The organism is Ruminococcus sp. B05, from assembly GCF_003628495.1.
Lineage (GTDB): Bacteria > Bacillota > Clostridia > Lachnospirales > Lachnospiraceae > Schaedlerella > Schaedlerella hominis.
In genome coordinates this window covers 213,671-238,279 of record NZ_RBZR01000002.1, presented here as the reverse complement: position 1 = coordinate 238,279, position 24,609 = coordinate 213,671, and the positions used below count along the sequence as shown (strand labels likewise).

The following is a 24,609-nucleotide window of genomic DNA, read 5'->3' as shown; positions in this document are numbered from 1 at the left end:
GTAAAAAACTATGAAAAGGAACAATTGGAAATCAATGGTAGGATGCACGGTGGCTACAATGACAATCTGTATTGGAGCAACCGCATTGGCAGCAGATACAAATGTATTTATAAGAAATGGCGCTGTTAATGGCTCGAAAAATCAGCCTTCGGTAAATGATGTTGCAGGTGATACGAGCAATGTGCCGGAAACAGTAGCACAGATTACAAAAGAATTAAAACTAGCCGAAGGTATTACAATTCCAAGAGCAACATTTCATTTTACAGCCGACAAAATTACTGAAGACGCACCAGAAGCAGAAATCGAGAGTGTAAGTTATAGTGCAGAAGATTCAAAAGGTGACTTGTCAGAAGGAGTTTATAAAATCAACAAAGCAGGCAGGATTACATTTGGCGAATTTCCACATGCCGGTGAGTATCAGTATCATGTGCAGGAAAAAGCAGACACCTACGATACTGCTTCCGGCGAAGTTATGACATATTCCACAGAGGCATACACGATGCATGTATATGTCATTAATACAGAGAATGGCGGAACGGAAGTTGAAAAAATTACAGCTTCAAACACGGCAGGGGACAAAGTGAGTGAAATGAGTTTCGAAAACATTTATATTAAAAATGACGCTTCACTTACTATTTCAAAAACAACAGCAGGAAAGAATGCAGACCGAACAAAAGATTTTGCATTTACATTAACATTTACAAAATCAGGTACAGCAACGGATGATACTTATGAAGGAATGATTGGAAATGAAAAAGTAGAATTCAAGGCAGGAGAAGCAAAGACATTTAAACTTCATGACGGAGAAAAAATTGTATTCACAAACATTCCGGCCGGAACACGCTATGCTGTAACAGAAACAGGAACAGCATATTATACACCTTCTGTAGAAGTAGTTGAAAATGGAGTCAAAACAGTAGATACAAAGGCAGTCAAAGGACAGAGTTTGTCATCAGCAGAAGCGGGTGCAACAAATCTTGTTGGAAAAGGAAATAATAGCGCAGACTTTACAAACACGTTCGATGATGTTCCGATCACAGGCATTATCCTTGAAAACCTTCCATTTACAATTCTTATCGGAGCTGCAGCAATGCTTCTGGCAATGGGAACATTTGTAAAAAGATTAAAAAAAGAAAAATAAATAAAATGTGAAGACGAATGCAGTTGGAAAATTATGTATTTGAGATTGTAGATAAAATATTAAATTGCATAGCAGGTGTGATCGGACTGCTTCTGCTCCTTTATGCCTGCTATACGTGGTGGGACACACAGCAGATTTATGAAAATGCATCCGCCACAAGCTATTCTGTTTATAATCCGAAAAATCAGGAGTCGTTCGAAGAACTTGTAAAAATAAATCCTGAAGTGATTGGCTGGCTGATGGTTGAAGACACGAATATCAATTACCCGTTGACACAAGGGAAAGATAATTCAAAGTATGTAAATACGGATGCAAAAGGAAATGCTTCATTGTCAGGAAGTCTCTTTTTAGACTGCCGAAATCATCCGGATTTTTCGGATTTCAATAACATCATATATGGACACCATATGGCAAAAGAAAAAATGTTTGGAGAGCTGGAATCTTTCTCGGGGAAAAAATATTTTCAAAATCACCGCTGGGGAAAGCTGTATTATGAAGGAAAATACAAAAAAGTAGAATTCTTCGCATTTCTTGAAACGGATGCTTATGATTATACAATTTATAATCCGCAGGTGAAAGAGGAAGACGAAAAAACAGCATTGTTGGAGTATATTGATCAATATGCGATACAAAAAAGAAAATGTGAGGTGACAGCTTCCGAACACTTGCTTGTGCTTAGCACCTGTACATCTGGAGAGACAAATGGGCGAGATATTCTTATTGGAAAAATAATGGGTGTAGATAACTAGAAAGACGCTATGCCAACCTTGACGGCTATATAAAAGTGTGTAATGATAGCCTTATCAAAACACTGGGAGGAAGGCATGGCGACGATTATATTTCATATTGATGTAAATTCAGCATACTTGAGTTGGACAGCAGTAGAACAATTGAAAAATGGAGCAGAAGTAGACTTGCGTACAATACCTGCGATTATCGGCGGTGATCAAAAATCCCGCCATGGAATTGTACTTGCCAAGTCTATTTCTGCAAAAAAATATGGCATTCGTACAGGGGAGCCGGTGGCGAATGCCTTTCGTAAGTGCCCAAATCTCATAACAGCAGCCCCCAATCACAAGATGTATCGAGAAAAAAGCCGTCAATTGATGGAGTACCTTAGGACATATACAACAGAAATCGAGCAGGTCAGTGTGGATGAATGTTATATGGACTTTACGAAAATCGCAGATAAATTTGCATCGCCGGTGGCAGCAGCATGTGAAATAAAAGATGGAGTAAAAAATAAATTTGGTTTCACCGTAAACATTGGTATTTCCTCAAATAAACTTCTGGCAAAGATGGCATCCGATTTCGAAAAGCCTGATAAAGTACATACGTTATTTCCGGAAGAAGTTCCAGTGAAAATGTGGAGTTTGCCGATAAATGAATTATTTATGGCTGGAAAATCAAGCGTGGATACAATGAAAAAACTGGAAATCAATACGATTGGAGATTTGGCAAAAGCAGATCCGGCATTGATTGAACTTCATTTAAAAAGTCATGGCCGTATGTTATGGAACTTCGCAAATGGAATCGATGATTCGCAAGTACAATCAAAACCATCAGATGCAAAAGGAATCGGAAATTCAACGACGCTTTCAGAAGATGCAGCAACTTATGAAGAAGTTCAAAAAGTATTCAAAAGCCTTTCACAAAGTGTTGGAGGCAGGTTAAAAAAAGCAGGACAGAAAGCAATGATGGTCAGTATGGAAGTAAAATATCACAACTTTCAAACAATGTCGCATCAAAGACAGCTTTCAAAACCGACAGACAAAGAAGAAGAAATATATGATGCTGCATGCCAGTTGTTTTTAGAATCATGGAACGGAGAACCTGTGCGGCTTCTTGGAATCAGGACAGCAAAACTGGTCGATGCGTCGGAACCGGAGCAACTATCTATATTCGATATTAAAATACCGGAAAAACCAGATGAAAAACATCAGAAGCTCAATAAAGCAATGGAAGAAATCAGAAAAAAATTTGGAGATAGTGCAGTGATGAAAGCAAGTGAGATGAAATAAATCAAAATAGAAGTGCTGATGAAATTTGAAATAGAAATAATGTGAAAATTGATAGAAAAAATAATGGGATTACGTTATAATATCTGTATATAATCAACGTGTATTTAAAATGTCAAATACAATAATACAAGCAGATGGGAGTGACAATTATGACGAACAACACAATTATTACAATCGGCAGACAATTCGGAAGTGGCGGACATGAAATCGGGAATCGATTATCAGAACGGCTTGGAATTCCACTTTATGATTACAACCTAATCCGTATGGCGGCACAAGAACTGAAGATTGATCCCCAAAAAGCCCAGGAAGTAGATGAAACAATTCTTGGAAGATATATGGCTTCTGCAGTATCCGGCACAGGCTCTGGAGCATATATACTCTTTATGAACGGGACAGAATATGAACAGCCATTATCAGAACAGATATTTGATATGCAGTCCAAATTAATCGAAAAACTCGCAGAACAAAGTCCGTGCATATTTGTGGGACGATGTGCAGATTACATATTAGGTGATTACTCAAATTGCATAAATACATTTATCTATGCATACAAAGAAGATCGTATCCGAAGAATTATGAAATTGTATGATTTGAATGAGAAAAAAGCATGGGAAAAAATCAAACGTGTAGATCGCACAAGAAAATCATATTATGAAGAACATACAGATCGTGAATGGGGAAGCATAGAAGCACATCAAATGATGTTCAATTCAAGTCTTATGGGAATTGACGGCGTTGTAGATGCATTAGAAGGAATCTACAAAAAATGGGAAGCATAATAGTTGTTGTTCACCATTCTTTATAGAAATATATTTTGGAGAAGACAGTCAAGTTGGCTGTCTTTTCTAATTGACTTCCCAAAACAGGCAAAGTATGAGATAATCTTTTATGGTAAAAACAAGAGAGAAGGTGACTCTGGTGATTTATAAAATAGGAGAACGTTTAGTTCCCATTAAAAATGAAACCTGGGAAAAAGAAAGACCGGCTGCGGTTTTTCTGACAGATTCTGCACATGCAGAAGAAACCCTGAAAAAAGCAGGGATTGTATATGATAACGAAATCAAGCTTGCAAAGATTGGTTTCTGTAAAGTAGAAAACCAACATGAATGTATGGTAGGAACCTTGTGTATACCAAAACTTCTGGATGTGTTGGGAAACAAATATAGAATGTATTTTTTTGTTAATCAGCTTAATGTTGTAATTGTAGACGATGATGCATTTGCATGTAAACTGATTCAGCGGATCCAAAAGAAAAAAGCAAGACAGGCAGATACAAAAGAACGTTTTATTTATAATTTTTTTGCAGAGTTTATGAGCAGAGATCTGGAAATACTGATTGCATATGAACGCCGTCTCTTACAGATGGAGGAAGAAGTGACCCGCGATGAAGTAGAAAGCTTTGAAAATGAAATGATGCCAATTCGCAGAGAACTTTTAAATTTAAGAAGCTATTACGATGAGATCATGGACTTAGGAAAAGAGCTTGAAGAAAATGAAAATGGTATTTTCCTTGAACGTCATTTAAAATATTTCGGTACATTGACAGACCGTGCCGACCGTCTGATGAGTAAGACACAGCATTTACTGGAATATGCACAACAGGTAAAAGAAGCTTATCAGTCACAGATTGCAGCAAGACAGAATAATAATATGCAGTTCTTAACAGTGATATCAACAATATTCTTTCCATTGACCCTCATTACAGGATGGTTTGGAATGAACTTTTACGATATGCCCGGACTCAAAAGCGGATACTACAGCGTGTGTGTGTTAAGTGTTGTAGTCGTTATAGTCAGCCTGCATTTCTTTAAAAAGAAAAAAATCATTTAAAAAGAGTATAAAAAAACAAGGAATAGAAGCATGGAACCATACTATTACAGCAAGATGAATAAGCAAAAACAAATCGTATATCATTCTCTTATGCAAGGACTGAATGCATTGGCAGATGAAATTAAAATACCTTATCTGGAAGGAAATGAATTATACGATGTATTCTTCCAACTTCGTCTCGATCATCCGGAAATATTTTGGGCAAGCGGATTCAAATATAAACATTATATAGATTCTTCTAATTTAATTTTTATCCCGGAATATTTATTTGATAAAAACAAGATCAAAGAACATCAAAAAGCAATGAAAGCCCGCGTAGAAAAACTATCAAGACTGGCTGCAAACTATTCCGAATGGGAAAAAGAAAAGTATGTGCATGATTTTATTTGCGAAAATGTACGATATGACAAATTAAAAAAATCATATTCCCATGAAATCATTGGACCATTAGGTCAAGGAGTCGGAGTCTGCGAAGGTATTGCAAAAGCGGTCAAAGTGTTGTGTGATGCACTAGGTGTCTGGTGTATTATTGCAATTTGTGGAAATAATCCAGAAAAAGGAATTAAATATCGTCATACCTGGAATATTGTAAAAATCAATGGAAAATACTATCATCTTGATGCAACGTTTGATAATACACTAGGAAAAGAAGAAACATTTGGTTCTGAAATTCGATACGATTATTTTAATCTAAGCGATAAACAGATTTTTCGCGATCATGAACCGGTTCTTGTTTCTGTACCAAAATGTGAAGACGGAGAACATTTCTATTATAAAGAAAAGAAACTTTCTTTTACAAAAAAAGAAGATGTATATAAAAGAGCATTACAGACTGCAAAAAAAGGAAAAATATTTACGATGCATTGGCGTGGCGGATATTTAACAAAAGAAGTCTTAGATGAACTAATAGACTTAATCCAAAAAGCCGGAGAAGAAAAGCAGAAAAAGGCGAAGATTAGTTTGAACTGGTCACAGGCAGTGCTGAGATTTACCTTTGCAGAGGAATTAGTTATGGCAGAGATTACGATGGAAGATGCAAATGAAGGTGAACAGATAGGTTGTTAATGAGCAAGGCTGTATAGATATTTTGCATGTTTAAAGGATTCGTAAAAAAATGTCTTGACTAAAAGTCATTTTTCGTGTATAGTACCTCTTCGCTATATCAAAAATAATTGCATCCACAAAAGCCGATGCAGTTAACATACAAAAGTGAAAGGAAGGATACCTCATGACATTTTATCAGGAATTACAATTAAGCTCTGTAGGCTCAAAACAATTGATCAAAAACACACAAGACAAAAAAGAAAAACGCCGTCACATACTAATCTACAACTTTAAAGTATATCTTGTAATGGCATTTTGTTTTGCATTTGTAACAATATTCAGCCAGATATTCGGTTCGGATAACAGTGTGGCGGGAGTAACCATATTACTGGCAGTACTTGTCCTTCGCCAGGCAGATTTCGGAATTCGGACAAGTCATGGCATTCTCAGTATCGGAGGTATTTTTGCGATATTAATGATAGGACCAAGATTAGCAAATATGTTGCCGCCAGTTATAGCATTTGGTGTAAATATAATCTGTATTCTATTATTAATGATTTTGGGATGCCATAATGTGATCATGTCAAATCATTCAACCTTTGTATTGGGATACTTATTATTGTTTGGATATGATGTAAGCGGACAGTCGTACAGACTTCGTGTGATTGGATTAGTTGTCGGAATGATAGGCTGTATGGCAATATTTTACAAAAAACAGAAAAACAGACCATATCGCAGAACATTTCTGGATCTGTTTCGTGAATTTGATCGTTTCTCAGCAAGAAGCAGATGGTATATCCGATTGACACTGATCGTATCATCAGCAATGTTGATCATGACACTTCTTGGCTTGCCAAGAGCAATGTGGGCAGGAATTGCATGTATGTCAGTGTGCATGCCATTTACGGAAGATGCAAAAGAACGTGCAAAATTAAGAGGTATATATAATATAGTAGGAAGCTTGATTTTTATCGTGTTATATCTTGTATTGCCGGAATCTATGTATCCGTATATCGGAGTGATAGGCGGGATTGGAGTCGGCTACTCAGCCGGATATGCATGGCAGACCGTATTTAACACATTTGGAGCACTGTCTATTGCAGCAGGAATGTTTGGAATGCCTGCTGCCGTAGCACTTCGTATTGGTGCAAATGTATTCGGTGCGGTATATACAGTGGCTTGTAATCAGCTGCTGGCACGAATCGGGAAGAAACAAGCAGTTGCTGCTTAAAATACAAACGGCAAGGTGAGCATATTCACCTTGCCATTTGATTTCTAAAATTGCCGATTTTAATACTTTTTCTCTAATGCATCGATACGTTTGTATGCATCAATTAGCTCACCAACCATAATTTTACATGTTTCAGTTCCCATCAACTGATCTTCTGCATGAATCAACAAAATATTAGGTACTATATTTTCTTCTTCAGCTGCTTCTTTTTGAATCAGTTCTGCATGAACCTTATGTGCATTCAAAAAAGCTGCATTTCCTTCTTGAATCAGGTTTTCTGCCTCTTCATAACATCCCAGCTTTGCCTTTTGAATTGCATTCATATAGGCACTTTTTGCTTCACCTGCAAAAGTAATAAGCTGAAAACAGACAAGTTCAAGTTCTTCCATGTTTGTATCGTTACTGAAAACTTATAAAAAGTTATAAACTTCTATGTTTCATTTCTACTTCAACGAGTATGCTTTTGATTACATTATTGGTTTTGCAGTAACTTTCCCCTTTCTATTATTTTTCTCGTAAGAACGAGAGATACGTATCATCAGAATGTCTGAGCAGATACGCCTATAATTTTTGAAAATTCATAAATAGAATAAAATTTACTCAAAGTATCAAATTGCTTTCAATAATATTCTAGTCTAATATCTTATAAAGCTCAATATCTACTTATATGATTTTTATAATTTAAATTTAACTGTTAATAACCTACTTTGCTTTTAAATAATCTCTCAGAATCTTCAGCCAAGCAAAAGACAGGTTTTTTACAAAGAAGAACGGGCAGACAGTATATATTGTCCGTTATCATTTCAACGAAGAGGCAAAGAAAACCATGCAGGAAAAGATTAACCGGATGCTGGTTACAGAAGCAAGCCGAATGGCAGTGTATTAAAATTATGTGAATGTAATTGAAGAAAAAATATGATATCATGTGAGTAACAAATCGGAAGTTGAGGTGATGAAACTATGGCTAAAATGCAAATTGCATGGTTAGAATTGATGACAGTTGGAGGTCTTGGTGTAATATTAGTTCTACTAGGAGTTACTTTCAATATCATTGTAAAAAGACAGAATAAATTGTGTACAAAAAAGACAGACGGTATTGTTAAACAATATGGGTTTCCTGAAAATGGAAGAGTGTACCCAATCGTTGAGTACTTTGTGAATGGAACTTGTTATAAAGCAAAGAAAAAATTTCGAGGAATTATAACAACGCAACTATCAGGAGTACCTGTACCGATGAAATCAGAAGTCTATGAAGATGAAAAAGGATGGCTACATGTAAAAACTGGAGCTATTGCAAATTTGCGTCAATTTGCGGAGCAGTTGTGGCCTATCAACAGTAAGATGACAGTTTATTATAATCCAAACAATCCTAAAAAGTGTTATGTTGATAGACCAATTTCAAAAAGTTTTACTTCCATGATGTTTATCATAATGGGGACAGTAACAATACTCTCGAGTGTACTGGTATTCTTTTTGATGCAGTTATAAATTGCAAAAGATAATTGCTAATCAGACAACTTCAAGTTTGTAGAATTGTAAAGGAATAATATTATTTTAAATGAGCTGTTCGGATTAAATGCGTTGCCCTCTAACGGGTCAAGGATGAACCATGATACAATCAAACTTGAGTATGGTATTAAACATCAAAATATTCGTAATTTCCTTTTAGTTAAGAAACAAATATAGTAAGAGCAAAATATCGCTCTTTTTTCATTCAAAAATAAGTTATACTAGAAACAGAGGTGATATCCATGATCAACGATAAAGAGAAAAAAATGATTCAAAGATATTGTATATATCCAAAGATTGCAGTGGTTGCACTCATCTTTTCATTTGTACAATGTGCATTAATAGTACCATTAGAGATGATAGATGATTTAGTATTCCAAAACAAAGGTTTTCAGCCTACAGGGATGTTTACTGCATTAGGATTTGTCATTATATATGTTGTTATATTCTGCTTCTGTGCACTTGCCCCTAAGTTTGGAATGAACGGTAAGAAATGGAAATCTCTTATAGGTAGATTAAATGTGAAACAGTCAGAAACAGATTATTCTAAAGAGGTATCTGCTGCTTTGGCGTCACAAGCTGTTGGTCGATTCCTTAAAGAAAGTGATAATGATACTGCAAAGAATATAGGAAGTGCTATGCAGGTGGCTGGTGCAGTAAGTACAGTCTCTACATCTATAGATATGTTATCTGAAGCAGGAAGTAATGCCGAGAACATGGCACATGCTTATAGAATCCCTATTCCTGATATAAAAAAACAACTCATTGTCTTTGCAGTTATCCCAATACTTATTGTAGTCGGTACTTATATACCTCAATATATAAAAGGAAAGCAGGCAATGGATCAAAGAATTGCAGCTTCTGCAAAACAAGTAGAAATAGTAAAAAAGGCATTAGAACCTGTATGTGTAAGAGTACATGCAGACAATCCAAATGAATCACGTAGTAGATCAAGTTATACTGTTATGGGATATTTAAGAGATTCAGGTGCTACTGATTGTTATGTTCATGTTCAAGTCAATAATAGTGGTACTATCACCAATATCTCATATGTAGAAGGTGTGGATATTAATAAGAGTTTAGAAGAGAATTTAATGCAGGCAGAAAAAGATTTTGCGACATTACAAAAGTCTTTTGAGAATTTAAATGTATCCGTATCTAATCCTGAGATTTTATCTTATCAGGCTATTCCACAACAATTTAAAGATGAATTTCTAAATGGGACATTTTATAAGAGTTTCCGTTTCTATGATCAGGATGCGCCTATCAGTTTGTCTTGTTCATTTGATACAGAGACAGAAGATCAGTTTGATGAATATACAAGACCTAAAATTCATTTCTTCTTAGGATCAAAATAGACACCTTATGAATAATAAATTTGATGAACAAAATGATACAGTCAAATTCTGATTTTTGAAACTGAGAAATCGGTATTCGGAGGAGATTTCATGAAAAAGGTGTCCATGCTTGACACAGCAAAAGCTCCGGAGGCGCAAACTCCGGGGCTTTTTGTCCGTTTTGGCAAGAATCATAAAATGGAAATATCAGAATTAAGTGCTCTGAATTTCTGAAAAGTGTACACTATTTAACCATAATATTTATTATTAAAGCACTATTATGCAATATGCTTAATTCATCCATGAAATATATATAGAAATTCAACAAAGACAACAGTTCTTCTTTTTGCTATATTTATATTAAAGGTGACGATACCGAATTTATAGGCATAACAGAAGTGCTTTGAGCATTGGATAAAGCTGGTGCTTGCGAGGCCTTCTGGTTTGGGCGTGAAAATGAGAAATAAAAGAAACAAGGACAATTTTTGATTTGTGAATATTCATTTGAAGAAAATTCTATTAGTCTCTATTCTATTTGCTATCAAGAATGTAATACACGTTCATTGAACACTTCCAAAGTTTACAAATTAGATGCTTTAACTTATGGCGTAGAAATTTCAGATGATGAATTAATCACAAAATCAAATGAAATAATAGATATACCTGTCACTTCGGAAAGCGCAAGAGGAACCAATCCAAGTACATGGTCGGATATTTTCATAGATAATATTTATCCTACCTATACCGTAATCGATATTGGTCATGTATCTCAATTCATAGCGTTTCCTAGAAGTTATTATGACGAACAAGTTGGACGCTATGCATGCGCTATAACTGTTTTGTATCATTGTGCAATGTTCTACGGCTGTGTTACTGGAAACTCAAGTACTATAAGTTCTGAGTATATCGAACTATGGGATTTAACAGGCACATCACAATATGCTGTTCAAAATGGCATTATATTAGGAAGTACTGATTACACGAAGTCACCTATAGGATTTGTAACGTTCGGTGCAAGAAGAGGCGTCTCATTAAGCTCATCTATAATTGCAAATCCTACAATCGAAACATTTAAAAATTGCATTAACTCTGGAAATATTGCAAATTTATCTGTTGCTATCTATAGATCTAATGGAGAACAGGAGGGGCATCAAATGACTGCAGAAGGCTATATGCAACTGAAAAATGTTAGTACTAACAATATAGTTAATACTGTAATGGTTGCCGATGGTTGGAATTCAAATGTACGTTATGTGAATTTAGATTTTCCAGATTATACCAGAATTCATGCAATACTTTTTAGTAGATAGAGGGTATGTATGAAAAAATAGAGAATAAGTAATACAAATAGTGTTCTTTACTATTAAAGCTAAGCACGAATCATCCACCAGTAATAGACAGATTAAAGTGTAGCATTTTTTGTGTGAAAATAAAATATCTCCTTTAGATTTATGGTAAAATAGAGTTGTCAAAAAACTATCGACCAATCTACCTAAAGGAAACGCATTTACATCATAACATATAAACGAGAGGATTACAAAATGATTACCGAGAATAATAAATTTGAAATCTCCGATACGATTCTTAAATTAGAAGATTTATTAGAACAAGGACAATTTGAATTAATGTCCGATCAGGTAATAGATGGAAAATTAAAGGCAGTTTATTTAATGAATGACGCAGTGGAGAGCTTTCTGGTATTTGAACAAGCAAGAATAACAGGGCTGTATCAGAAAGAGTATGAAGGAGATGTAGAGGCGTCACTTTCAATACATCAGAATCCCGACACAGAGAAGGAAGAATTTGTATTGGTGGTTTATCAAGGTGACACCGTATGTACTTTGTTCTTTGCAGATATTGTTTTAGAGACACATTTGTATGATTATGGAAAGGTTGGTCATTTCTGGGTAGAAGGATATGAATACCTTCGCCAGCTAGAATACCGACTTGCGATTTTAAGAGACAAACGAGATTATCTGGGAGAAGTGTACTGCAATGCGGCAGAATTAAAATTAGCCAATCTTGCAGAGTTTCCGCCATTAAATTACTGTTGCTATCCTGCAGTTCCGGAGAAGTATATTGTACCAAAAGAAAATCCATGGATGCCATCAGAAAATGCAATTTGTGTGATGATGGAATTTGCAAAGCAGACAGAAGATAAATCACTGCAACGTATTCTGTCGTTTTATAAGAAACATTCTTGGAGGTGGGTAACGCGGTGGATAGCGAATATGCTCCATAAAAATGTACACGCTGAAGTGGTTGATCTTTTAACGGAAGAATTGACAAAAGCTGCGTCAGATTATCCGGAGAGAAGATTTGATGAGAAAGAAGAAAAAGAACACAGAATTCTTTTGGAACGTGCAAAACAAGAACAGAGAAAACTAAAGGAACAGGGAATCAAGGCGGATATAGTGCGGGAAGAACCATTTATAACATCAAGAGATTCACTTAGGTATAAGGTATATTTGATGGAATGGCGGTCGAAGCGAAAGAACCGGATTGTAAAAATCAAAGAGATAAATAATTAAAAATAGCATGTCTCGATTGGGAAAATAGCATTGCGCTACTTAAAATAATCGAAACATGCTTTTTTATTATGCCGTGTAATGAATATCTTATTCGTCCCATCCTTCATAGAATCGGATATTTACTAAAATATTACGAACAAATTCATTCTCTTTCAGAGTGATATCGCTCTCATCAGATACAGGTGGAAGTTGAACGTTTTCCTCTTCAAGCTCTACTGTAAGCCAGTCTCTTGCTGCTGCATTAGCATTATCAAGTACATCGAAAAGTGTATCACCTTCTGCAGTACAACATTCCAAATCTGGGAAGTATGCTTTATAACCGCCGGATTCTGTCTGATGAAAAACAGCTGGATATATGAATTTCATGACTTTTCCTCCTTCTTTTCAGTCTATCTCAAGTTGTAAATCAGATGTTATTCTAAATTGCTTTGAAAGTAATGCTCATCTGATAAAACCACCATATTAGTATATAATAGGATGACGAAAACAGCAAGGAGTCAGTTGAAGCCTTTTATGTAAAAATGCTTCTGGTTACTGTTCACTTTTGATTTCTATGAAAAGCAACCAATAATAAATAAAGAGATTTGTGAAAATTTCCGATTTTGTGCAAATTGCAAAAGGAAGAATTGACAAAGTAAAAAAATACAAGATAAGATAGATGCAGGGCAAAGATTTGGGGAGGTAATAAACGGGGATAATATAATTGAAAAAATTGATGAAAAAGAAGCAGCAGAAAAAACGATTGCTGCAGGCAATTAAGATTGCAATAGGAAGCAGTGCTGCAATTTATGTTGCAGAAGTATTAAATTTAGAATATGCAATTTCAGCGGGAAGTATTGCTTTGCTGACATTGGTTACAACAAAATGGGAAACGGTGAAACTATCCTGGTTTCGTCTGGTGACGTTTTTAGTATCATCAGTGCTTGCATGGGTTGTATTTACCCAGATTCAATCAGAATGGCTGGCATATGGTATTTATATATTTTTAATAGTAATTGTCTCAGAAGAATTTGGATGGAAGGCTACAATATCGGTAAATGCAGTGATAGGTATGCATTTTATGGCAAAGCGAGATTTTGAAGCAAGTTTTGTATTTAATGAATTTATGTTAGTTCTAATAGGAATTACAGTAGCGGTAGTATTAAATCTGTTTTATGATTATGCAGGACAACGTAAAGACCTTGTGCGAAACATGCGTTATACAGAGAATAGAATGCAGATGATACTGGGAGCAATTGCGGCTTATCTTGCGGATAAAGAAATGCAGTATGATATTTGGGCAGCAATTCGTGAATTGGAATCACAGATTCATGTATTTATTGATGATGCTTATGAATATCAGGACAATACATTTCAGTCACATCCGGAATATTATATTAATTATTTTGAGATGCGGATGAAACAATGCAATACCATACATAACTTGCATTATGAGATGAAGAGAATCCGAAAGATGCCTCAGCAGGCATTGATTATTTCAGAATATGTATTATATATGATGGAGTATGTAACAGAGCGAAATGAGCCGACAGCGCAGATGGACAAATTAAAAGAAATTTTTCAACATATTAAGGAAGATAAACTTCCGACTACCAGAGAAGATTTTGAAAGTCAGGCAATGTTGTATCATATTTTGATGGATTTGGAAGACTTCCTTATATATAAAAAACGTTTTGTCAACAGTTTAGATGACAAACAGAAACAGCGTTACTGGAATCAAGGAAAATAACAAGAATTCAGTAAAAAAAGAAAAATGAAAATGAATATATGCCGTCGTTTCCTTGACAAGAAATGGCGGCAGTGTTACACTTTTATTGTTAATTAGGAAACGTAGATAGAGGTTGCATTTTTTATGAGTATGATGTCGGATGGACAGGGACAGAAGAAGTCATCAAAAAGGAGAAGATGCCGAAAGGATATGGAATAACCTGGAGCTATATCACTTGGGCGTGGCGTGAAGAACGACACGACTGTCATCGCAGGATGGGGAGCTATCTGATATATACAATATGTATATTTTAGAACGGCGCATCTTGCCGTTTCTTTTTATGTTGCGATGCATATACATATATAAGTGGCGTGCAAAGTAATATAAGGTAATCCGTCAGGGTAACAACAATGTTGAAGATTTAGGAGGACAAAGAAGTGGCAATTTTTAAAGGCGCAGGTGTAGCACTTATTACACCGATGAAGGATAATTATGAAGTAAACTATGATAAATTAGACGAGATTCTGGAAGAGCAGATTGCTAACGAGACAGATTCCATCATTATTTGTGGAACTACAGGAGAGTCTGCTACTATGACAGAGCAGGAACATCTTGATGTGATTAAATTTGCAATTGAGAGAGTAAACCACAGAATCCCGGTTATCGCAGGAACAGGTTCTAATTGTACAGCAACAGCAGTTCAGCTGTCTAAAGAGGCGTCTGAAGCAGGTGCTGACGGACTTCTTTTAGTAACACCATATTATAATAAGGCAACACAGAATGGGCTGATCGCACATTATACAGCTATTGCACAGGAAGCGAAAGCTCCAATCATTCTCTATAATGTACCAAGCCGTACAGGTTGTTCAATCCAGCCGGCAACAGTTGCGCATCTTGTAAAGAATGTAGAGAATATTGTCGGAATCAAAGAGGCATCTGGGGATATCGGTAATGTAGCACAGATTATGCATTTATGTGATGGTAATGTAGATTTATATTCTGGAAATGATGATCAGGTTGTGCCACTTCTTTCATTAGGAGGAATCGGTGTAATCTCAGTATTGTCAAATGTGGCACCGACATATGTTCATGATATGGTTTACAAATATTTATCAGGAAGTACAGCAGAAGCATGTCAGATGCAGTTAAAGGCACTTCCACTGTGTGATGCCTTATTCTGTGAAGTGAATCCGATTCCGGTAAAAGCAGCTATGAATATGCTTGGTAAAGAATGCGGACCACTTAGAGCTCCGTTGACAGAACTGGAGCCACAGCACAAAGAACAGTTGAAGAAAGCAATGCAGGAGTTTGGAATTCTGTAAGAACAGAGGTTGACTGACACAGCATATTGTGAGTCATCAAAAAAGAAATGTGAGAAAACGAGGCAGGCACCAGGATGTGTCTGCCTTTTTCAGATTTTAGAATGGAGAGTATAAGATGAAATATTTTGATTGTCATGCAGATACATTGACACAGGTTATCAAAGAAGGAGAAAGTCTGGAAAAAAATACTTGCGATATAGATTTACAGCGTATAGAAAAATTTGCAGATACGTACACGCAGATTTTTGCAATCTGGAAGAATAGAAAAGAGATTTTGCCCGGAACGGAAAGCAGTGTTTTTCGTAAGAGCTATGAGAAAGCAATAGAATTATTGCAAAAAGCAGAAAATAAAATTCGGTTGTGCACATCGGCAAAGGAAATGGAAGATGCGCACCAGAATGGAAAAGCTGCCGCATTTTTATCAGTTGAAGATGTATCAATTATGGGGGAAGACATAGAACGGATTCGTGAACTTGGTTTCTTATTTGTTCTATTATCATGGAATTATGAAAATGAATATGCCTGCGGTGCGGCTATGAATCAGGCACAAGGATTGACGGATAGAGGACGGGATATCGTGAAATTCTTGCTACAACAAGGAATTGTTCTGGATATTTCACATTTATCAGATAGAGGGGGAGAAGATTTATTCCAGATGACGGACAAACCAATTATAGCATCGCATTCTAATGTACGAGCATTGTGTAATCATCCGAGAAATCTAAAGAAAGAACAGATTCAGGAATTGATTCGAAGAAAGGGATTGATCGGAATGAATTACTATCGGAATTTTGTCGGTGGAACAGAAGATGTCGAAGCGATTATAAGACATATGGATGCTGTGCTGAATCTGGGTGGCGAAGATGTACTTGTGTTAGGCGGAGATTTTGACGGATGCAGCGGAGAATTCCCGGATGGTATACAAGGGGTACAGTCGATGCCTGTTTTGAGAAAGGCAATGTTGGAGCATGGATTTGGAGAGAAACTGACCGAGAAAGTGTTTTTTGAAAATGCGAGGGCGTTTATTGGTAGGAATCTGTGATTGGAATAGTGTAAAAAGAGATATAAAGAACAAAAAGGAATGAAGGGATAATTTTGAATCAGCAAAAAGGTTTTTATAAAAATTTTTTCAACATATATGTGGCACTGGTATTACAGAATATCATTACAATCAGCGTCAATCTGGCGGATAACGTAATGCTTGGGGCATACAGTGAAACCGCATTATCAGGGGCGGCAGCAGTAAATCAGATACAATTTGTTTATCAGCAGCTCTTATTAGCTTTGGGAGATGGTTTGGTTATTTTCTGTAGTCAGTATTGGGGGAAGAAGCAGACCGGACCGATGAAGAAGATTGCAGCTATAGCGATGTATGCAGCAATTTTTATTGCAGTTGTATTGTTTGGGCTGGTGAGTTTCTTCCCATATCAGGCAGTTGGTATATTTACAACAGATGGACCGATTATTGAAGCAGGAGTGAGTTATTTAAACGTAATTCGATTTACATATTTGTTTTTTGCAATTACGCAGATACTACTGGCAACAATGCGAAGTGTCGAGACAGTGAAGATAGCATTTCAGTTATCTGTGATGACATTCTTTGTAAATTGCGGAATCAACTATGTATTGATTTTCGGGCATTTTGGGGCACCGGAGCTTGGAATTGTCGGAGCAGCAATCGGTACTTTGACTGCACGAATTATGGAAATCATTGTACTAATTTTCTATATCAAGAAGAAAGATAAGAAATTACAGATAAGATTATCGGATTATTTTTCACTGGATAAGCAGTTAGCAAAAGACTATACGAAAATTACCGCTCCAATGGTATTTACACAAGGATTGTGGGGAGTGAATACTGCCTTACAGACAGCAATTCTCGGTCATATGACGGCGACAGCAATCGCAGCAAACAGTGCGGCATCGACCTTGTTTTTGTTAATGAAATCCACAGCGGTCGGAGCAGCATCAACGGCATCAATTATTATAGGAAAAGCAATCGGAGTGGGAGACATCGAACGGGTAAAAAGCTATGCGAAAAGATTACAGAGATTGTTTATTGTCATTGGTGTATGTTCCGGAATTGCGTTATTCTTCCTCCGTGTTCCATTCTTGTCCTTGTATGATTTGAAGCAGGAGACAATGGAGATGACAAACACATTTCTAATTATATTAAGCGTTGTTTATGTAGGAATGTCTTACCAGATGCCAACTAATAATGGGATCATTAGAGGCGGTGGCAATACGATGTTTGTTGTTAAAATGGATTTGATCAGCATATGGGGAATTGTTATTCCATTATCTCTTTTCATGGCTTTTGTTGTAAAGGCATCACCGGCGGTTGTTGTATGCTGTTTGAATGCAGATCAGATTTTCAAATGCGTCCCGGCATTTTTAGAATCTCATTATGGAAATTGGATTCGAAAACTGACAAGGGATGATGCATAGAGGAAGAAGAAAAAGGAAATATGAAGGAAGATAAACATAATTGCAGGAGATAAACAGATGGATTTCAAAGAATTAACAGAGCAGGAAAAATTTTTAAAAAAATTATACCAAGGTCAGTATAGAGAAATATTATCAGTTCCGATGCAATATGCAACCTATCAGAAACTTATGAAAGAGCATCCTCAATTGCAGATAGAGGAAGATCTGTATACGAAATATTCAAAGGACCATCATGGGATTACAGTTGTGGATGTGGAGAAAACAACAGAAAACGCTGAAATCAATATGGTTAGACATAGTCGCTATTCCTATCCGATATTGCATAATCATTCCTTTGTAGAGATTGCGTATGTATATAGTGGAAAATGTACGCATTATGTGGAAAACCAGGCATTTGAAATGAAGGAAGGAGATCTATGTATTCTTGCACCAGAATCGATGCATACGATTACGGCACTTGATGACGAAAGCATTGTGCTAAATATTTTGATGAGTAAGAAACAATTGGATGAATCTTTCTTGGCAATGGTTAAAGAAAAACATTTGCTTGCGGATTTTTTTGAAAATATATTATATGGAAAAAGCGTCAGTCCATATATTATTTTTCCGACAGGACAGGATGAATGGATTAAACTGGTATACGAGCATATGTTTCAGGAAATAACAGAGAAAAGGTATGCGTACAGACAAAGTTTGGAGCTTTATGTGCGACAGCTATTCATTCATATTATCCGAAATTATGAAATGCTTGCACAGGTTTCAAAGCCACTTGATAGAAAGCCAGATGAAAATGTTGTTGCAGTATTAGGATATATTTCTGTGAATTATAATAAAGTGACATTGAAAAATGTTGCAGAATTTTTTAATTATAGTGAGTCTTATATGAGCAGGATGCTGAAAAAGTATACAGGTAAGACTTTTGGGGTACTTGTAAATTCATTGCAAATGAAATGTGCAGCAGAGATGTTGAGTACAACGGATAAATCATTATCAGAAATCAGTCAGGAAGTCGGCTGTTTTGATTACAGTCATTTTAGTAAGAAATTTAAAAAAGAATATGATATGACACCGGATATGTATCGTAGAAATCACAGGTTAATATAGAAACATAGATTTAGACGCAAATGTACATGAATTAACGTGAATATACACTGAAAAGGTCATAAATTTACATTGGAAAGGGAAAATATATACATTTTTTTCGAAATAGATTCAAGTATAATTCATCCTAGATAAAGACGTAAACAAAGTTAAAAATCAGGAGGTTTAAGTATATGAGTAATCGAGTAGAAGAAAATCATATTTTCCCTTTTTTGTGGATGCGTGGTGAAGATGAGAGTATTCTGAAAACAGAGATTGAGAAAATTCATGAGTGTGGGATTAAAGCAATTTGCGTGGAAGCACGCCCGCACGATGAATTTTGTAAAGAAGGCTGGTGGCATGATATGGATATCGTCATTGCCGAAGCAAAAAAATATGGAATGCAAATATGGATTCTGGACGATAAACATTTTCCGACAGGATATGCAAATGGCTTGATAGCAGAGAAATATCCAGAGCGTAAAAAAACATATATCACAACAACTGTTGCAGATGTATTTGGAAGTGGTGGATATCAGACATTGGATGTAAGTAGAATGCTTCGCCCGACAATTGGATACTGGGAAATCGGAAATCCGGTAGATATGGAAGAACGGGCAAACAATAAAATTCTTGCGGTTGTTGCAATCCGATGTGCTAATGGGCATTTATTCCATGAAGAGACGATTGATTTGACAGATAAAGTGGAAGGCAATTATGTAAATTTCGAATTGCCAAAAGGACAGTGGCGCGTGCATGTCATTTATAAAACAAAAACAGATGGCGGAAATGATACTTATATCAATATGATCGACAGAGAATCTGCAAGCACACAGATAGAGGCAGTTTATGAGCCACATTATAAACAATATAAAGAGGAATTTGGCAAGACAATCGCAGGGTTCTTTTCAGATGAACCACAGTTTGGAAATATCAAAGAAGTCTGCTTTGATGCAAAACTAGGAAAGCCAAAGATGCCATTGCCATGGAGTGATGAACTACAGCAGATGCTGGAAGAAAAATATGGTACGAAGTATGTAAACTATCTTCCATATTTATTTGAAGAGACAGAAGAAAAAGAGAAACAATTGCAGATTCGCTTTGATTATATGGACTTTGTCTCAAAATTATATCAGAAAAACTTTAGTGAACAGTTAGGTAACTGGTGCAAAGCACATGGAGTAGAATATATCGGACATGTTGTTGAGGATAATGGAACACACAGCAGACTGGGTATGGGAGCTGCACATTATTTCCGGGCAATGGCAGGGCAGGATATGGCAGGTATTGATGTGATTGGAGGTCAGATTATTTACGGGGCACCGACACAGACTCGTAAACAAATGACAGATATTGACGGGGAATTTTTCCACTACGCATTGGGAAAACTGGGAGCTTCATGTGGGCAATTGGATCCAAAGAAAAAAGGAAGAACAATGTGTGAGCTGTTCGGAGCATACGGATGGAAATTCGGCGTCCGTGATATGAAATATTTACTGGATCATCTGTTGGTAAAAGGTATCAATTATCTGGTTCCACATGCATTTTCAATGGCAGAATACCCAGATATTGATTGTCCGCCTCATTTCTATGCAAGAGGAAATAACCCGCAGTTTCCTTATTTTGCAGAATTAATGAAATATGGAGACAGAATGTGCAAATTACTAAGTAATGGTTTGCATGTAGCATCCGTTGCAGTTTTGTACGATGGTGAAGCTGACTGGGCTGGCGAGCATATGCCAATGCAGAAAGTCTGCAGAGAACTTTTAGAGCATCAGATTGATTTCAACATTGTGAGCAGAGATATGTTGACAAATCTGAAAGATTACAACGGAAAAGTGGAAAACAATGTATTGTATATGAACGGAATGAAGTTTGAAGCATTGGTTGTTCCATATACAGAGCAGATTGCAGTAGATTTCGTAGAATTTGTAAAGGAACATGCAGAATTCCCAGTTATCTTTGTAGATAAGCTGCCAGATCGAACAGTTAATGGTAACAATTTGGAAGCACTTGCATCCTGTGAAGTAGTGAAACTTGCTTCCCTTTCAGCAGAGTTGAAGAATAAAGACATGTTTGACATTGCTGTAGATACAGAGTTTAAAGATTTGAGTTTCTGTCATTATGTAAAAGATGGAAAGAATCTGTTTGTATTCTTAAATGAATCAGCAGAGGATAAATTTACAGGACATGTGACACTTCCACTGGAATATAAAGTGAAGTATTATGATGCATGGAAACAGGAGTACAGAAGTGTAGAAAATGATTCGACAATCCTGAAAGACCAGAAGGCTACAAAAGTTTCATTAGAATTAGAGCCGGGAGAAATCGCAGTGCTTGTCGAAACAGAGGGAGAGGTAGTGGAAAACTTACACAGATCATTTGCACAGCAGAGAAATGAATGTGAAAAACAGGTTGAATTTGCATCATGGAATGTGGGCAAAGTAAGAGCAATCGAATATCCGAACTTTGGAGAAACAGAACAGGTAGAAACACTGGAGCCGATTTCATTCAAAGATCCGACATTCTCAGGTGTGATCCGCTATGAATCCGAGGTTGAATTGGATACAGCACCAGCCGAGGCTTATCTGTACGCAGAGCATGTGTATGAGGTAATGAAAGTTGTGGTAAATGGACAGGAAGTTGGAAAATGTATCCGCCCACCATATCAGATGGATATCACAGAATCTTTGCAGGCAGGTAAGAATAACATTGTGATTGAAGTAGCTACAACACCTGCAAGAGAGCAGTTAAAAGGTATGAGACCACCATTTGATTTCAATCATGAAACACTCGAACCGACAGGAATGTATGGAGAAGTAAAGATTTTCTACAATGAAAAATAACTTTTCAAAAGCCGGGAGAATCGCTATAATAGAATATAAGAAATGACAGATACAAACAGCAGGCAGAATCATGTCTGCTGTTTGTGGTATGTCAGAGAGAGGGTACATACATTGAAATATGAAAATATTGTCCGCTGTTGTTTTTCTACCAAGCGGGAACAGATTATGCATTTTCATCAGGATATTGAGATTATCTATGTGTTGGATGGTTCGCTTCAGATCAATTATGAGGAAGAATCGCATCATTTAAATGCAGAGGACTTTATACTGATCAACTCCAAGGTGCGCCATGAATATTTTTCTGATGATGAGGTGTTGTTTGGTAGTCTGTTTATTGATTATACGATGCTGACAGAAATATTTAGTGGGGAACAGCCGTTTTTCTGGTGTAATTCTGCGGAGGAAAAATCAGAAAGCTATGAAAAGATGAGATATTATATCAGGCAGATTTTTAATCTCTATCAGGCGACCGAGGGACAGGCAATTGCATTAAAGAATAGTATTTATTACCAGTTGATTTATCTGATTACATCGGATTTTATTGTGAAAAAAGGAATGAAGCAATACGATTCGCTGCGTGGAATACAAGATGAGCGTATGAATGAGATTATGAGTTTTATCATGACAAATTACAGAGAACCGATTACATTGCAGGAGCTGTCAGAACGATTATATTTGTCGAATGCATATCTTTCTAAATACATAAAGAAAAACTTCGGGATGAGCTTTTTGAAATTGCTGAATAATATTCGGTTGGACCATGCAGTAAGTGAGCTGTTATATTCAGATAAAACAATATTGAAAGTTGCGATGGATAATGGATTTTCTAATCTGGCATCATTTAATCAAGTGTTTAAAGAAAGCTATCAGATCACACCTGCGGAGTATCGTATACAGATGCAGAAAAAAACAGAGAATTCAGAAAATACAGAGAATGGCACAGCGGTACTGGAAAAGGTAGAACAATATCTGGCATCCAACTTGGTCAGCACTTCTGAGGCGGCAGATTCGGTTGTGTCAGTGTTAGAAGTAGATACGAAGAAGAAAGAAAAAACAAAAAAATATTGGAGACGCCTGATAAATATCGGACCGGCAGAAAATTTGATGCGATATGATGTCAGGGCGCAGGTACAATATTTAAAAGAACATCTCGGATTTGAATACATGAGATTTTGGCAGGTTTTTTCAGAAAAAATGATGATCCACATAGATGAAAAAAATACAAAATACAATTTCACCTTGTTGGATCAGGTGATTGATTTTCTTGTTGGACTGGACATCAAACTGCATATAGAATTAGGATTTAAAAATCATACAATTTTTGAAAAAATAGAACGATCACTTCTTAGTATGAATGATGAAAATAATATAGCTATGATTGAAAATAATAAAAGTTTTCTGGAAGAATTAATCCGACATTGGACAAGACGTTATGGTATGGAAGTGGTGGAAAGCTGGTATATTGAGATAGAGAAAAATTCTGTAGTTCAAGAAAATGTAGATGCAGAGGAATACTTTAAAGTATTTGATACCATAGCTGGAATATTTAAAAATTATGCACCGAACATTAAAGTGGGTGGTGCAGGATTTAGCTTAAATATGATGGAGGAGGAATTTTGTCAATTACTCTCTGAGTGGAAAAAGAAAAAGCACCAACCTGATTTTATTTCACTCTATTCATATCCGTATTTGAGAGATGCAGAGATTCTGGATGCAGGAAGAAATCCATATTCTTCAGATACCAGTTATTTGTACCATCAAATTCAACAAGCGAAAACAGATTTGAGACGAGTTGGTATGGATGAAACGGAGCTGTTAGTAACAGAATGGAGTTCTACATTATCAAACCGAAATTGTATGAATGATGGAGTTTATAAAAGTGCATATATAATGAAAAACTTGATCGAAAATTATGGTGAAGTAAAAGCACTGGGGTATTGGGTTGCAACAGATATTTTTTCAGAGAGTATTGATTCAGATGAATTTCTGTTTGGCGGATGTGGTCTGATAAGTAGAAATGGTATCTGTAAACCGGCATATTATGCGTTTGATTTTATGAATCATTTAGAGCACTATATTTTAGGGAAAAATAAAAATGCTATTATTTCTTATAAAGAAAATGGTTTGTTCTTCATATGTTGTCATAATTATAAGCATTTAAATTTCCGGTACTATTCAAGAAATGAAAACGAGATAGAATTGGAAAATCAACAGCGATATTATTCAGATAATGAAAGTATGCAGATGAGTTTTAAAATTGATAATGTAAATAATGGAACGTATATTATCAAAACATTTTCAGTCAGTCAGACAAATGGAAATGTTCAAAATGAATGGAAAGAATTGGATTATTTCAATGATTTATCTTTACAGGAAGTAGAGTATTTACAAAAATGGTGTCAGCCTAAAATGACATTTCATAAAGTTGAGGCTGTGGATCATACGCTTGTAGTAGAAACGCGTGTTGCAGCGCAGGAGATACAAGGAATTGTAGTAGGAGAGTTGTAATGTAGAGAGCTATTTTAAGCATGAATAGATGCTTGAAGTAGCTCTCTTAT

The 24,609-nt window shown here is 36.1% G+C and carries 22 protein-coding genes and 1 riboswitch; of the genes, 20 read left to right on the top strand and 2 right to left on the bottom strand.

What is annotated here, in order from left to right:
• Positions 1-10 precede the first annotated feature (10 nt).
• The 7 genes from D8Q48_RS04105 to D8Q48_RS04075 all read left to right on the top strand — a co-directional run bounded on the left by D8Q48_RS04105 (position 11) and on the right by D8Q48_RS04075 (position 7,270).
• The gene (locus tag D8Q48_RS04105) at positions 11-1,141 is read left to right on the top strand and encodes a DUF5979 domain-containing protein (protein WP_117989495.1); all 1,131 of its coding nucleotides are present in this window, start codon (positions 11-13) and stop codon (positions 1,139-1,141) included.
• A 23-nt stretch (positions 1,142-1,164) separates the two neighbouring features.
• Positions 1,165-1,890 carry a class B sortase gene (gene srtB / locus D8Q48_RS04100; RefSeq protein WP_207667540.1) on the top strand — a complete coding sequence of 242 codons (726 nt, stop codon included), beginning with the start codon at positions 1,165-1,167 and terminating at the stop codon, positions 1,888-1,890.
• A 75-nt stretch (positions 1,891-1,965) separates the two neighbouring features.
• A complete protein-coding gene (locus tag D8Q48_RS04095; protein WP_121055527.1) occupies positions 1,966-3,162 on the top strand; it encodes a DNA polymerase IV in 1,197 nt (398 codons plus the stop codon).
• A gap of 149 nt (positions 3,163-3,311) precedes the next feature.
• Positions 3,312-3,944: a cytidylate kinase-like family protein gene (locus D8Q48_RS04090; protein WP_121055526.1), complete on the top strand. Its 633-nt coding sequence runs from the start codon at positions 3,312-3,314 to the stop codon at positions 3,942-3,944.
• A gap of 109 nt (positions 3,945-4,053) precedes the next feature.
• Positions 4,054-4,995, top strand: coding sequence for a CorA family divalent cation transporter (locus D8Q48_RS04085; RefSeq protein WP_243116219.1), 942 nt, complete (start codon positions 4,054-4,056; stop codon positions 4,993-4,995).
• Between the two features lie 30 nt (positions 4,996-5,025).
• The gene (locus D8Q48_RS04080; protein WP_121055524.1) at positions 5,026-6,060 is read left to right on the top strand and encodes a transglutaminase domain-containing protein; all 1,035 of its coding nucleotides are present in this window, start codon (positions 5,026-5,028) and stop codon (positions 6,058-6,060) included.
• Between the two features lie 163 nt (positions 6,061-6,223).
• On the top strand, positions 6,224-7,270 hold the full coding sequence (locus D8Q48_RS04075; protein ID WP_117989499.1) for an FUSC family protein: 1,047 nt from the start codon (positions 6,224-6,226) through the stop codon (positions 7,268-7,270).
• 59 nt (positions 7,271-7,329) lie between these two features.
• Here the strand turns inward: D8Q48_RS04075 and D8Q48_RS04070 are convergent, their stop codons facing one another.
• Positions 7,330-7,659: a PTS lactose/cellobiose transporter subunit IIA gene (locus tag D8Q48_RS04070; protein ID WP_117989500.1), complete on the bottom strand. Its 330-nt coding sequence runs from the start codon at positions 7,657-7,659 to the stop codon at positions 7,330-7,332.
• Positions 7,660-8,000: 341 nt separating this feature from the next.
• On the opposite strand from D8Q48_RS04070, the gene D8Q48_RS17865 reads away from it, so the two are divergent.
• From D8Q48_RS17865 to D8Q48_RS04045, 6 genes are all read left to right on the top strand, one after another.
• Positions 8,001-8,156 (top strand): transposon-encoded TnpW family protein, encoded by a 156-nt coding sequence (locus D8Q48_RS17865; RefSeq protein WP_121055586.1) that lies wholly within the window; start codon positions 8,001-8,003, stop codon positions 8,154-8,156.
• Positions 8,157-8,230: 74 nt separating this feature from the next.
• Positions 8,231-8,758, top strand: a complete 528-nt coding sequence (locus D8Q48_RS04060; protein ID WP_121055522.1) for a hypothetical protein — start codon at positions 8,231-8,233, stop codon at positions 8,756-8,758.
• Between the two features lie 263 nt (positions 8,759-9,021).
• Entirely contained in the window at positions 9,022-10,137 is a 1,116-nt protein-coding gene (locus tag D8Q48_RS04055; protein WP_121055520.1) for a hypothetical protein, read from the top strand.
• 90 nt (positions 10,138-10,227) lie between these two features.
• A complete protein-coding gene (locus D8Q48_RS17765; RefSeq protein ID WP_279230727.1) occupies positions 10,228-10,350 on the top strand; it encodes a hypothetical protein in 123 nt (40 codons plus the stop codon).
• A gap of 251 nt (positions 10,351-10,601) precedes the next feature.
• Positions 10,602-11,426 carry a hypothetical protein gene (locus D8Q48_RS04050; RefSeq protein WP_118687732.1) on the top strand — a complete coding sequence of 275 codons (825 nt, stop codon included), beginning with the start codon at positions 10,602-10,604 and terminating at the stop codon, positions 11,424-11,426.
• A gap of 231 nt (positions 11,427-11,657) precedes the next feature.
• Positions 11,658-12,647, top strand: a complete 990-nt coding sequence (locus tag D8Q48_RS04045; RefSeq protein WP_117989503.1) for a DUF3878 family protein — start codon at positions 11,658-11,660, stop codon at positions 12,645-12,647.
• 87 nt (positions 12,648-12,734) lie between these two features.
• Here D8Q48_RS04045 and D8Q48_RS04040 read toward each other — a convergent pair whose 3' ends face one another.
• Positions 12,735-13,013 (bottom strand): type II toxin-antitoxin system HicB family antitoxin, encoded by a 279-nt coding sequence (locus tag D8Q48_RS04040; protein WP_022074802.1) that lies wholly within the window; start codon positions 13,011-13,013, stop codon positions 12,735-12,737.
• A 337-nt stretch (positions 13,014-13,350) separates the two neighbouring features.
• Between D8Q48_RS04040 and D8Q48_RS04035 the strand changes: the two genes are divergently transcribed.
• From D8Q48_RS04035 to D8Q48_RS04005, 7 genes are all read left to right on the top strand, one after another.
• Positions 13,351-14,376, top strand: coding sequence for an aromatic acid exporter family protein (locus D8Q48_RS04035; protein WP_330514308.1), 1,026 nt, complete (start codon positions 13,351-13,353; stop codon positions 14,374-14,376).
• Positions 14,377-14,474: 98 nt separating this feature from the next.
• A riboswitch (Lysine riboswitch) is annotated at positions 14,475-14,649 on the top strand.
• Positions 14,650-14,792: 143 nt separating this feature from the next.
• Entirely contained in the window at positions 14,793-15,677 is an 885-nt protein-coding gene (dapA, locus tag D8Q48_RS04030; protein WP_121055518.1) for a 4-hydroxy-tetrahydrodipicolinate synthase, read from the top strand.
• Between the two features lie 115 nt (positions 15,678-15,792).
• Entirely contained in the window at positions 15,793-16,719 is a 927-nt protein-coding gene (locus tag D8Q48_RS04025; RefSeq protein ID WP_121055516.1) for a membrane dipeptidase, read from the top strand.
• 53 nt (positions 16,720-16,772) lie between these two features.
• A complete protein-coding gene (locus D8Q48_RS04020) occupies positions 16,773-18,125 on the top strand; it encodes an MATE family efflux transporter (protein ID WP_243116218.1) in 1,353 nt (450 codons plus the stop codon).
• A 57-nt stretch (positions 18,126-18,182) separates the two neighbouring features.
• The gene (locus D8Q48_RS04015) at positions 18,183-19,229 is read left to right on the top strand and encodes an AraC family transcriptional regulator (RefSeq protein ID WP_117989508.1); all 1,047 of its coding nucleotides are present in this window, start codon (positions 18,183-18,185) and stop codon (positions 19,227-19,229) included.
• A gap of 170 nt (positions 19,230-19,399) precedes the next feature.
• A complete protein-coding gene (locus tag D8Q48_RS04010; protein WP_121055512.1) occupies positions 19,400-22,051 on the top strand; it encodes a glycosyl hydrolase in 2,652 nt (883 codons plus the stop codon).
• 111 nt (positions 22,052-22,162) lie between these two features.
• Positions 22,163-24,559, top strand: a complete 2,397-nt coding sequence (locus D8Q48_RS04005; RefSeq protein ID WP_121055584.1) for a helix-turn-helix domain-containing protein — start codon at positions 22,163-22,165, stop codon at positions 24,557-24,559.
• Positions 24,560-24,609 lie beyond the last annotated feature (50 nt).